The 13,241-nt window shown below is 40.8% G+C and carries 8 protein-coding genes; all 8 read left to right on the forward strand.

The window, feature by feature from the left end; genetic code table 11:
• The first annotated feature begins 171 nt into the window (after nt 1-171).
• The 8 genes from ACM0OZ_RS10995 to ACM0OZ_RS11030 all read left to right on the forward strand — a co-directional run bounded on the left by ACM0OZ_RS10995 (nt 172) and on the right by ACM0OZ_RS11030 (nt 13,169).
• The gene (locus ACM0OZ_RS10995) at nt 172-1,380 is read left to right on the forward strand and encodes a glycosyltransferase (protein ID WP_414582864.1); all 1,209 of its coding nucleotides are present in this window, start codon (nt 172-174) and stop codon (nt 1,378-1,380) included.
• Nucleotides 1,373-2,134 (forward strand): PIG-L deacetylase family protein, encoded by a 762-nt coding sequence (locus ACM0OZ_RS11000; RefSeq protein ID WP_414582865.1) that lies wholly within the window; start codon nt 1,373-1,375, stop codon nt 2,132-2,134. Before ACM0OZ_RS10995 ends, ACM0OZ_RS11000 begins: the two co-directional genes overlap by 8 nt.
• 164 nt (nt 2,135-2,298) lie before the next feature.
• Nucleotides 2,299-3,399, forward strand: a complete 1,101-nt coding sequence (locus tag ACM0OZ_RS11005; protein WP_414582866.1) for a glycosyltransferase — start codon at nt 2,299-2,301, stop codon at nt 3,397-3,399.
• 24 nt (nt 3,400-3,423) lie between these two features.
• Nucleotides 3,424-5,655, forward strand: coding sequence for a GumC family protein (locus tag ACM0OZ_RS11010; protein ID WP_414582867.1), 2,232 nt, complete (start codon nt 3,424-3,426; stop codon nt 5,653-5,655).
• Nucleotides 5,656-7,655: 2,000 nt separating this feature from the next.
• Nucleotides 7,656-8,510 carry a heterocyst development glycosyltransferase HepC gene (hepC, locus tag ACM0OZ_RS11015; protein WP_414582868.1) on the forward strand — a complete coding sequence of 285 codons (855 nt, stop codon included), beginning with the start codon at nt 7,656-7,658 and terminating at the stop codon, nt 8,508-8,510.
• Nucleotides 8,511-8,745: 235 nt separating this feature from the next.
• Nucleotides 8,746-10,596, forward strand: coding sequence for a heterocyst formation ABC transporter subunit HepA (gene hepA, locus ACM0OZ_RS11020; RefSeq protein WP_414582869.1), 1,851 nt, complete (start codon nt 8,746-8,748; stop codon nt 10,594-10,596).
• 312 nt (nt 10,597-10,908) lie between these two features.
• Nucleotides 10,909-12,084 carry a glycosyltransferase family 4 protein gene (locus tag ACM0OZ_RS11025; RefSeq protein WP_414582870.1) on the forward strand — a complete coding sequence of 392 codons (1,176 nt, stop codon included), beginning with the start codon at nt 10,909-10,911 and terminating at the stop codon, nt 12,082-12,084.
• A 92-nt stretch (nt 12,085-12,176) separates the two neighbouring features.
• Nucleotides 12,177-13,169, forward strand: coding sequence for a glycosyltransferase family 2 protein (locus ACM0OZ_RS11030; RefSeq protein ID WP_414582871.1), 993 nt, complete (start codon nt 12,177-12,179; stop codon nt 13,167-13,169).
• Nucleotides 13,170-13,241: the final 72 nt, after the last annotated feature.

Raw genomic sequence — 13,241 nt, forward strand, 5'->3', positions numbered from 1 at the left:
GTCAACCCATACTTGATGTTATGGTGTTGACTTTGGTAGCAAAAAAGCCATAGGTTGAGTAGTAAAGAATCTCTAGTCTTATGCAAAAGTTATGCGAAGGTTATGAGATTCTATTTCGATAAGTTGATGGTATTCCAAACATTATTTGTCACGATTTCAACAGGTGAATCTATGGCAACCAAGTTAGTTCAACGCACAGTTAGCATCGTTAATCGCCTAGGAAATAAAATCAAAGGTCGCAAAAAGATGCGCCTAAAGGCTTCACTGCAGCCAGATAAGCCTGCTGTCGGTAACGTACTTATCTCATACATTGTTGAGCCATTTCTCTTAAAATCAGGCAAACCTCTCCCAAATTCCCACACCCATTATTGGGAATGTTACCAGATGGCGCAAACTTTTCTGGACATGGGTTATTGTGTCGATGTTATCCAATTTTACAACGATATTTTTCTACCTCAAAAAGAATATGCATTTTTTATAGAAACTCGTTGGAACTTGGACAGATGTGCCCCATTCCTCAACAAAGATTGTATAAAAATCTTTCATGCTGACACGGCTAATACTTTATTCCAGAATGCAGCAGAAGCCAGTAGGCTGTTAGCACTACAGCAAAGGCGAGGTGTGACTCTCCTTCCTCGAAGAAATGAGCGACCTAATCAAGGTCTAGAACATGCTGATTGTGCCACTGTTTTGGGCAATGAATTTACTATGAATACACTAAAATATGCACAAAAACCGCTCTATCGCGTTCCCCTGTCTACACAAGTCGTTTATCCATGGTTAGAAGAAAAAGATTTTGACGCTTGCCGCAAGAATTTTCTCTGGTTTGGCAGTAACGGTCTAGTTCACAAAGGATTAGACTTAGTATTGGAAGCCTTTGCTCAAATGCCTGATTACCATTTAACCATTTGCGGACCAATTACTAAAGAAGAAGATTTTGTAGAAGCTTTTTATAAGGAACTTTATCAAACCCCTAACATTCACACTGTAGGATGGATTGATCTAAACAGTGATAAGTTTAAAAATATCCTCAACAACTGCGTTGGCATTGTCTATCCTTCCTGTTCAGAAGGTGGTGGTGGCAGCGTGATTAATTGTATGCATGCAGGTTTAATACCCATTGTCAGCTATGAAGCTAGCGTAGATGTGGAAGAAGACTACGGTGTCATCCTACAAGAAAATTCAATCAAAGAAATTAAGTCGCAAGTCCAAAATATTTCCAATTTGCCTGCAAACAAGCTAAAAGAGATGGCAAGAAAATCTTGGGAATTTGTTAGAGAAAATCATACCAAAGAAAAGTTTACAGAAAATTATAGGAAGACGATCGAAAAAATTATCAAAAATCATTCTATGAAAAATGAGGTATTGATTCATGTCTAAAATTCCTTTTTTAGGAGAGCTTCGAGCTAGGGTGGACTATAAAAGCCGAAATATTAATAGTAAATTCTTTAACTGGGTTTTCCGAGTTAAAAGCAAACCAATCACAGTTAGTGACAAACCAGCCCTAGTGTTTTCTCCACACCAAGATGATGAAACTATAGGTTGTGGAGGAATGATTGCTCTCAAAAGAGCGCAAGGAATACCTGTTAAGGTGGTATTCCTGACAGATGGACGCTACGGAAGACCCGAGTCGATTAAACCGGAAGAAATTATCCAGGTTCGCCAGCAAGAGGCTATCAGCGCCCTGGATAATTTGGGTGTAGAACAATCGGAAGCACACTTTCTGGGTCACACCGATGGTTCCTTAGCACAACTTAACAATCATCAGCGTCAACAGTTAATTGACGATTTAGTTGCACTCTTGAAATCCTTTCAACCAGGAGAGGTTTACGTACCCCACAGCAAAGATGGTCACCCAGATCATGAGTCAACTTATGAAGTCGTTCAGGCGGCGATCGCCCAATCCGGAATTCAGATAGAGCTATTGCAATACCCTATCTGGATATTCTGGTACAATTTATTGCCTTTCCAGTTATATTTGCAGTATATAGCTCATTCTTACCGACTGTGTATCGATTCCGTTCATGAACAAAAAAAGCAAGCAATTAGCCATTATAAAACTCAAGTTCCTAGTCTACCCACTGGCTTACTGACTTCTTTGTTTCATCCTTACGAAATATTTATTAAAAATTAACATTTGAAAAATAACGTTTTAATATTTTGTTAGTATCTTGGGAACAAATAGGTGGAAGATACGAGACTGGCAAAATATTCTGTCAACTCTTAAGTGTGGGTGCAATGTTCAGAATCCACTTATCATTTGTAGATAATTCTATAAAGTAAATCCAGAAAAAATATATGAAAATTGCCTTAGTGCATGATTATTTAACCCAAAAAGGAGGAGCAGAGCGCGTTTTTGAATTGCTCTGCAAACGCTACCCTGAAGCAGACGTTTTTACTTCCTTATACGATCCCGAACAAACCATTGATTTAGGTGAGCGTATTGTCAACACAACTTTTCTGCAAAATATTCCGAGAGCAGCAAAGTATTTCCGGTTGATGGCTCCTTTCTATTTTCCAGCCTTTCGCGCCTTAGATTTGCAAGAATACGACCTCATTATCAGCAGTAGCACCAGCTTTGCCAAAGCAGTGCGAAAGAACCGAGACGCACGCCACATCTGCTTTTGCCATAATGTTACCCGTTTTTTGTGGGATACAGAAACTTATTTACGGGAGTACGGAGACTATCGATATTTTGCTCCATTAATCGAACAAGTCTTTCAAGTTATGAGAAAGGTAGACCTTGCCTGTGCACAGGAACCTGACCTTTACATTGCTAACTCCAGCATTGTCGCCCGTCGTATTAAAAATACCTACGGCAAAAAAGCCATTGTTATTAACTATCCGATAGACACGAGTAAATTTGTTTTTTCAGATACAAAAGAAGACTTTTATCTTGCCTCAGCTCGGATGATCAGCTACAAGCGTCTTGATATAATAGTCGAAGCTTTTAACTGGCTGGGATGGCGGTTACTGATATCAGGAAGTGGTCCAGAAAAAGAGAGATTAAAGTCCAAAGCATTAGGCAATATTGAGTTTTTAGGACACGTAACTGATACACAACGCACTCAGTTGTTTTCTAAAGCCAACTCTGTTATAGTTGCTGCCCTAGAAGATTATGGATTAGTTCCAGTAGAGGCAAATGCCAGTGGAACACCTGTCATTGCTTTTGGAGCGGGTGGGGTGTTAGATACTCAGATACCTGGTAAAACAGGAGTCTTTTTTAAGAGGCAAACACCCGAATCACTGCAAGCTGCACTACTAGAAGCCAGGGAAATCTATTGGGATTACGGAAACATTCGTAATCATGCTGTAGCCAACTTTTCAGAGGAGGCTTTCTTTAATAAGGTCGAGCAAGTTATTGAACAAGCTTGTACCGTAAATACATTATTCAATTAATTTGTTAGCTGAGGGATAGTAAAGGTGGTTCAGAGCAGCCTAAGTCCATATGTAAATCCAGTTACTGAGTCAGAACAGGGTTACGGACAACTGTTTGGGGTTTTAATACGTAGATTTCCTTGGTTTTTAGCAGCGTTTGTGGCTTGTATTGCAGTTGCAGGTGTGATGACAAAAAGGACACCTTCTACCTACAGAAGCTCAATGCAGCTGTTGGTAGAACCTAACTATCAAGGAACGAAAGAAGGTGGTAGTGGTGTAGACAGTCAGTTTACCGACCCTACTGTTCAGGTAGACGCTGCAACCCAACTGAGCTTAATGCAAAGTTCTGGTCTGCTTCAAAAAGCAGTTAATCTACTCAAGCCCCAGTATCCAGACATGACCGTAGGTCAGTTGAAAAGCGCTTTAGTTTTAAGTCAAATCAAAAACAAGGAAGATAATGTTGCTACTAAAATATTTCAGGTGCAATATACCGATAAAGATCCAATTAAAACACATGAAGTTTTGGATGCAATTCAAGAAGTTTATCTAGAGTACAACATCGAACAGCAGGACAAGCGCTTAAAAGATGGTCTGAAAGTTATCAGCGCTCAGTTAAAGAAAGTAGGCGATGAAGTGAGAAAGGCTGAGACTAACTTGCAAAGGTTTCGCACATCTCAGAAATTAATAGATCCAGAGACACAGGCGAAAGCCAAACAGGACGAATTGACCAGGATTGAGCAAGAGCGCGGCACAACTCGTTCTCTGTATCAAGAAGCAGCAGCTACGTATAAAAAATTACAAGATCAACTTCAAAGTACTCCACAGAATGCCCTCGTTGAAGCTCGTCTGAGCCAGTCTACTCGCTACCAAGCATTACTGAACGAGTACCAAAAAACAGAACTATCTTTAGCACAAGAACGCTTGCGTTTTACAGAGGAAGCTCCGAACGTGCAGAAGTTGGTAGCTCAACTTCAAAGCCAAAAAGCATTATTGCAGGAAGAGCAAAGACGAACCTTAGGGGGAGAGTCTGCTCAAGCTAGTAGCCAAGCACCGTCTCTCTTACAACAAGGACAGAAGAGCGCAATTGACCTCAACCTCGCTGCGAAATTGGTGGATACACAAACCACAATAGTGTCTTTAAGCGCTAAAGACAAAGTTCTGGCGAAGAAAGAGCAACAACTACGTGAGGAACTCACAAAATTTCCCGCAATTTTAGCTCGCTATGGTAGCTTACAGCCGCAAATAGAACTTAGCCGCGAAAGATACCAGGAACTTTTGAAAGCAGAACAGAAATTGCGACAAGAACTTGCCAAGGGAGGATTTAACTGGGAAGTTGTGGAACAACCCCAACCCGGTGACAAGTTAGGTCCAAACCTGCAGCAGAACCTGATGCTGGGTGCGGTGGTTGGGTTGATGTTAGGAGGTATTGCTGCCTTTGTCCGTGAAGCGGCTGATGATTCAGTTCACACCACAGCTGAGTTGGAGAAGCAGGTTGCGCTACCGATATTGGGAACAACTCCCAAGTTGCCACCTGCTAAAAATAGAGAATCAGTTATCAAGTTACCTTTAGGGAAGCCACAAGTCCCAGCTCCTTGGACAATTCAGGTATTGCAATCTCCACCACGTTGGGAATCGCTAGACCTAATTTATAAAAACATTGAACTTTTGAACTCTGTTTCTTCCTTCAAATCTTTGATGATTACCTCAGCTTTATCAGATGAGGGTAAGTCAGCTCTAGCATTGGGTCTAGCAATGAGTGCTGCTCGTTTACATAAACGCGTACTGCTGATTGATGCCAACTTACGCGATCCCAGTTTACACAAACAACTGAATCTTCCCAACGAACAGGGGCTTTCTACTTTACTAACAAGTGACGTCTCTCTACCCAACCAAATTAGTATCCAGTCCTCAGGCTCATCTTACATCGATATTTTAACCGCTGGACCAACGCCTGCTGATCCAGCTAATCTGTTGAGTTCCCCTCGGATGCAGCAACTTATGGCAACATTTGAGGAGAACTATGACTTGGTACTTATAGATGCCACTCCAGTTCTTGGCTTAGTGGATGCTATGCTTACGGCATCATCGTGTCGTGGCGTGGTTATGGTAGCCAGCATTGGTAGGGTGACTAGAACCCAACTTACGCAAGCGACAGCCATGCTGAGCAGGTTAAACTTACTAGGAGTTGTGGCAAACGGGGTATCAAACTCTACTAGTACATACGTTCCATATGCACAGCAACATCGCTTTGCACTGCAACAAGCTATGGAGAAATAAAGGGTACAAAGGTATAGGGACAGGGCAAACGTATCTAAATTTGGTGTATGGGTAATAGACGAAAAGTCTGATTGATAAAATTAGATTTATCGTAAATTAAAGGGTCTAAGACCCCTACGTCTATACGTAGTACGCCAGATGTCTCAAGTCGGGAAACCCGCCCACGACACTGGCTCCTCAGTTTCAGTTGGGGTTTAAATCCCCCTATGTAACTGTCTTTAATGCGTGAATTTTGAATGAGCGAATTTTGAATTGTTAACGCTCTCCGGCATTTTGCTTACTTATAAAAGTAAAGTCAAAAATAGAACTCAAGATGATGTTAGTAAGCATTGCTTAATGTCATTAACAAGACTCTATTGAGAACAGAGTCTTGTTAATGACATTCCGGCGTTTGCCCTGGGTATAAGGAGGCGTCTGCAATGACGCAGAGTGCTCTGTAACACCAAAGGTGGCTAATGGTTTTCCTCAGCCCAAGAATCCCATCACCTTTCAGGCGTGGGAGTGTCAATAAACAACAAAAATGCAATCCTCAATGCGGTATATGCCCTTCAGTGTTGGCATAAGCCGTATTTTTTTATAGGGGCAAGAGTGTCAGCATAATTCGTAATTAATAACATCTCCATCAGTGAAGCAAGACAAGGAGGACAACGAGGACAAGGAAGAATTTGCTTCCTTGTCTCCCCCATCTCCCAAGTCTTGGCTTGTCTGATAAGTAGGTCGGTACAAATAAAGTTAACGAGTTTCGGCAGTCCTTAGTCATTAGTCATTGGTCTAGGGCGCGGGTTTTAGAGGCGTTTACATTTCTTAACATATATCGGTTATTTCTACCTATCTACTTAAACCATTGCAAAAGATCTCTATTGAAAGCGCACTAGGGAAGCTAGCTACCCCTTGATCAAATCTAGGTAAAACTGTGGAAATCTATCAGAAAACTTACCATAAAGCGCCTAGGTTTTGGCAATTTAGGCGCTTTCTTGCAAATAAAGAGTACAAAAGCGATAGTCGCACCCAAGCCGAAATTGCGACGGTGACCCAGTTTGATTCAGCGTTTTCATAAAGCACTGTCTAACGATTGAGTCATGGTTTATAACAAAAAATAGTCACAATTACGATTGCCTTTCACTAATGTAGTGACTTAGCGTACATAAATAACATAATTATTTCTTTCTAGGTAAGTAAGTAGGCGAGAAAAAATCAAACTATGTAAAGAAAAGTAAAGCTTGGAAACTAGCTTGTAGTAAGCGCTGTCTTCGCGCTTAGCGCTTACTACATACCTTTAATTATTTACACTGACCTACTTATCATCTTTTCTTATGTAGGAAAAAATAGATACACACGGCTGTTATTTTAGCTTTTAGCCATCCTATATAGCAGGTAAATGACAGTGAGGCATAGAATAAACATACTGAATCAAACGTTATAAATTTCGTGTTATCTCAACAAGAATTCTCTTTATTGTGAAAATTATCTAAACTGAAATTGAGATAATTATATATTTTTTTTTCACAAAAATTACTGATTGGGTGTGATTATTTTTGATAATTAAGCTTTTTTGAATTGCAATCATCTGATTGTGTTAAAATCACATGGGGTTAGCAGCAAAAGGGTTATTACGTAGTTAGACAAGCGATGTTATTCATAATAGCTTAATAATTCCTGGAAAAAAGCACGAAATGTTTAAAGAGTAAATAAAGAATCTATTTACGTAACCGTTATTCCTACGGCGTCTTATATCCTAGATATTAAATACCCCTTAAACAATACAAGAGAGCAGTTTCTTAGATTTATCTAAAGGCTACTATTTTTGTATCTTGTACATCTTTTATAAAGATAAATTCTTTGAAGATGTGCAATATCTATGAGGGATAGCTGTACTATCATTTTTCCCACTCACTAACCTCCAGGTTTGGAGTGAAGACTAAGATACAGGTCGGACTATTTGGCTTTAATAGCCTTCGATATCAGGTTGACAATCTACTGTACTATGAGTGTAAATACATATGACAACCTCAATAAAAGCAACATTACAAAATTCCTATACTGTGAAGCAGCAACAACAAGATAATCCGTCACAGTACTGCACACTTCAATGGCGACGGGATCAGTTGCTGGTTATGCCTTCTATAGTAGTGAAACAGCCCTATATGCCTGCACTGGATAAAAAGGGATTGTTAGTGGAGTGTTTAAAGCGTTCTCCAGTAAATTTGGTACGCATAGATCCAAAACTCGGTGAAGCAAGGTTGAGATTTTGGGCAGATGCGTGCTTTGCAGCCAACAAGCCTATATTCCTACGCATACCTTCTAACGATAAACAGCCGAAACCAGTTGGCTCAGTATTATCGTGGTTAAAGCGGCTCACTGAGTGGCTCACAGCGTTGGTTTTTCTGCTTGCTGTCAGCCCAATCATGCTGGGATTAGTTTTGTTAATGCGCGCTTCCTCCCCAGAACCAGGATCGCTTTTTTCTTCCCAATGGCATATTGGAGAACGGGGCAAACTCTTTAAGGTTTTTAAGTTTCGCACAACGACACTTACCCAGAAAGCAAGTGGGGATGCGGCGCGCAGCACAATGCCTTCAATTGCATATCAAAGCGGTTTATGCGATGGCGAAGATGAGCAGAATCTGACAACTCTAGGACTTTGGATGCGTAAGTACGGACTGGATAATCTGCCGCAATTGTTGAATGTGCTGCGTGGTGAAATGACTTTGACAGGACCTCGTTGCTGGACTTTGGAAGATGCAGTACGGCTGAGTCCAGAAGCACAAGGAAATCTCAATAGATTACCAGGAATCATGGGGTCATGGGAAGTTGAGGCAGAGTCGAACTTGTTACATCTGGATAGTCCCACTTTGTGATTTGTTCGTTACCTGATGGCTTGAACGCCCCATTGTTACCATATGCTAGTGGTAGCAAACACAGGTTCAAGCCTTGCAAAGTGACTCTCGCTCCCCTTGATTCTGACAAAAGAGCAACTAGTGCTTTGTACAGTAGTGAGTTCATTTGCCGCACGTAAACGCGTTGCGGCTTTTCGTAAGACATAGCACTTAGAGCGCTCTATCTTCCCTGGAAAACTATAGTTCAATATTGACCATGCAGCTAAAAATTTCCAAACCAGTCCAAAATCTGCTTAAGAATTTAGTAAAGACTACTAAGTTCTGGCAGAACAACTACTTGATACTGCGAGAATTTAAACACTTTCCGCGAATTACCGTTATGGCATTGATGTTTTCATTGCTAGCGGCAATTTTTGAGGGCTTTAATGTTAGTCTTTTGCTTTCTCTTCTGCAAAGCTTAACGACTCCCGAAGTTCCCTTTAAAACCGGAAATGAGTGGTTAGATACTTTTATCTTGGGAGTGAACGCATCTCCTAACAGTCGGCTGTATCGCGTATCGTTCTTGATTTTAATTAGCATTTGGTTGCGTTCAGGCTTAAATTATGTAGCACAAATTTATACTGAAATAACTCAGCTTACTTTAATTGATAGGCTGCGTAAACAAATTTTTGAAAAACTACAGTCTGTAAAAATTAGTTATTTTAGCAATACAAAATCTGGTGAGCTAATAAACACTTTAACAACGGAAATAGAAAAGCTTAAACAAGCTTTTGGCGATGCAGCTTTTTTATTTTCAAGAACACTATATGCTGTGGTTTACCTAGCATCAATGTTTTTGATATCTTGGCAGCTATCTGTCATTTCATTGATGCTTTTCACTTTGTTAGCTGTCGGGTTATCTACATTGAATGGTCGCGTGCGGGAGGCGAGTTTTGACGTAACGAAAGCCAGCAATAGATTTACTTCGATTGCCGTAGAATTCATCAATGGAATTCGTACAGTTCACGCGTTTTCCACTGAAGATTTTGAACGTAAACGTTATTATAATGCCAGCTTGAATCTGGTCAGTGCTTCCAAGAACATTGCCTCGGTATGGATGGTTGTCAAGCCATTGGCAGAGGCGTTAGCGACCACAATACTCGTGGGAATGATTGTTCTGGCATTTACGGGTTTGGTAACTAACGGAGCACTAAAACTAGGTTCTCTATTCACGTTTTTCTTCGTTCTCTTTCGTTTCGTGCCAATTATTCAAGATATTAATGGTGTCGCGACGCATATCAGTACAATGTACGGCTCGTCGGAAGTTGTTAAAAAACTTTTGGATATTGATGAAAAACAGTATTTCCGCAATGGACATATCCAATTTCCTGGCTTAAAACGTTCAATCGACTTCGTGTCTGTTGATTTTGGCTACGACAGCGAAAATTTAGTACTTAGTAACATCACCCTGATGATTGAACGAGGCAGAATGACAGCACTGGTGGGTGCTTCAGGGGCTGGTAAAACAACATTGGCGGATTTGATTCCGCGATTCCATGATCCAACACAAGGTCATGTTTTTATTGATGGCGTTGATTTGCGGGATATTGAAATCCAGTCGCTGCGCCGGAAGATTGCCGTGGTCAGCCAAGATACCTTTATTTTCAACACTTCTGTCCGTAACAATATTGCCTATGGATCGGAAGGAGCAACAGATGAGGAAGTTTACGCAGCAGCTCGACTCGCGAATGCTTTGGAATTTGTCCAAGAAATGCCCCAAGGTTTCGACACTCAACTTGGAGATAGAGGTGTAAGACTTTCTGGTGGTCAGCGTCAGCGAATTGCAATTGCTCGCGCTTTGCTGCGAGATCCGGAAATTCTGATTTTGGATGAAGCAACAAGTGCTCTTGATACTGTGTCAGAACGACTTATTCAAGAGTCTATAGAAAAGCTTTCTGTAGGACGAACAGTGGTTGTGATCGCCCACCGCCTATCAACAATAGTCCGAGCAGATAAAGTTGTCGTACTCGAACAGGGACACATTGTAGAACAGGGTGGGTATCAAGAGTTGCTTGATCTTAAGGGTAAGCTTTGGAAATATCACCAGATGCAGCATCAACTCAATTAAGGATTGATAACGATGAGCGCACCTGCAACCGTGTAGGAATCTGCGTCAAACCTGAGAATCTTTGGCGTTGATAAACCTGCCACAACACTTATCTTGTGAGTTGATTGTGGTGGATAATGCTTCCAGTGATCACACCAAAGAGCGATCGCAAAGCTGCCAGTGCCCTAAAGGGCGATCGCTTGCTCTACTGCCTCAAAAGCTATAAAAACCGCATCTAGAACAAAGATGCACAAGCCCAGTCTTAGCAAATTGAGAACTTGTTTGCTCAAGAAAAATCTACTCATGAACATTGCAACATAAGGTGGAGGAGCCATGCCAAACTTAATAACTAATGCAGAGGTAAGAGCGGAAAACTTGCAGCAGCCCGAGTTTGATCATAACTTAATGTATCACTGCTCTAGCTTTAGAGTAAATGGGAACGGAGGAGCGGAAACTTATCTCACTTCTCTGATTCAATCTCGGCAACCTGGTGTGAGTGACTTTGTTATTAAATCTCTCAAAGAGCTTGACCAGAGCCGATTTAAATTGCTGCACCTTCATAGCCCCGACTTACTATTGCAAATTAAAGGAGAATGTCCCACTGTCTTTACCGTTCACAATCACTCACTTTACTGTGCTAGTGGCACAAAATATTTACCAGGACAGGGCGTCATTTGTGATCGTAATCTCTCTTATTTAGGATGTCTCTGGGGCAAACTTGTAGATGGCTGTGGCAGCCGCAAACCAGCAAGAGTGATAGAGGAATTACTAGGAACTAATAATCTCAGCAAGTTTATCAAAAATCTTAAAGCGACTTTTATTGCCAACAGTGATTACGTGAGGAACCAGTTGATTAAAAACGGTTTACCACCTCAACAAGCTGTCACGCTGCGCTGTGGTATTTCCGTACCGCAAATGGTCACTGCACCTTTGAGTTTAGAAACACACAAGAGCCAGCGAATTTTATTTGTTGGGCGAATCGTTCCTGATAAAGGACTAGAATGGCTGCTCAAAACCTTGGTACACCTAGATCCGCAAATTCAACTTGATATTGCAGGTGAGGGTTGGGATCAACCCCGATTGCAACAATTAGCTCACAAGCTAGGGATAAACAACCGTATCACTTGGCATGGCTGGTGTAATAGCGAGAAATTAAATCAACTTTACGAACAGTGCTTTACTGTTATCTTCCCCAGTATCTGGCCTGAACCGGCTGGTCTTGTCACTCTGGAAGCTTATACTCACTATCGACCTGTCATTGCTGCCGCAGTCGGAGGCATCCCAGAATATTTACGAGATGGGGAAACAGGTCTTCTTGTACCAGCCAATGATATTAAGATGCTGGCTGAAGCGATTACTGATTTGTCTAGTGATTATGAAAAATGCCGACGCATGGGCGAACAAGGTTATGCTTTGTTTATGCAAGAATTCACAATGGATATCCACGTCAAACATTTACAAAAAATTTATGAAAACACAATATCTAAATTTTCCTTTGAAAACATTTAGTTAGATAATATTATCAAGCCAATTAGGCTGTTTCTGTCTTCAACCATAGATAGGACACTCTTTATATTATAAAATCAAAGGACTTTTTAGATATGTTACACAGTAATAGCTCACAAGAGCCTTTAGTGAGCGTTATAATCCCAACTTATAACAGACCAGAGTATCTCAAGCAAGCAATTGATAGTGCTGTTAAACAAACTTATCGAAATATTGAAATTATTGTTTCAGATAATTGCAGCCCAGAAAGTCCCCAAGAGGTAGTTGAATCTTTTGGTGATTCACGCATCCGATTTTTTAGACATGCAAAAAATGTTGGGATGTTTCCCAATCAGATGAACGCCTTTAAGATGGCGCAGGGCAAATACGTTGCCAGTCTCCATGATGATGATATGTGGAACGAGGATTTTTTAGAAAAACTTGTTCCCCCTTTGGAAGAAAACCCAGATGTTATTTTAGCTTTTTGTGACCAATACGTTATAGATGGACAAGGTAAAATAAATTATTCATCTTCAGAAGAATATACAAAGGCTTACAAACGTAACTGCCTAAACAAAGGAGTTCATCAACCTTTTTATGAAATTGCCGTAGTACATAAATCTATACCCACGGCTGCAGCTTGTGTCATTCGCAACGAGTTTGTTGATTGGGATAGTATTCCACAAAAAGTAGGTGGTATGTGGGATTTATATTTAGCATACCTATGTTCTCGTTCCGGTCATGGAGCTTACTATCATCCAGAAAGATTGACACGGTATCGCGCCCATGAGCAAACAGATACAAATCGCAGTGGTGGTCGAGATGCTCAGGCAAAAATCCGCAAAGGGGAAGCGGAAATATTTTGCTACGAAAAGTTTATGGCAGATGAAATCCTTAAGAACTATAAGCCGTATTTCAAGCAGAAATGGTTAGAGGCTCATACAACTTTAGCTCTAGGTTTCCTGCGTTCTCAAGAAACAATTCAAGCTCAAGCACGTCCTTATCTTTGGCGAGCGCTTTGTGAACAAAAGTTTAATTTAAGAACTATAGCAGCATTGACTTTGAGTTTCACCCCACGACCGCTAGTCAATAAATTGCTAAAAGTATGAATGAAATAATGGCGTAGAAAGCGCAACAAAGAACATAACATTTATGTGCTCAATAAACTCAAAAGAAAAGGA

It is taken from the genome of Scytonema sp. PCC 10023 (genome assembly GCF_963920835.1).
Classification (GTDB): Bacteria; Cyanobacteriota; Cyanobacteriia; order Cyanobacteriales; family Nostocaceae; genus Kalymmatonema.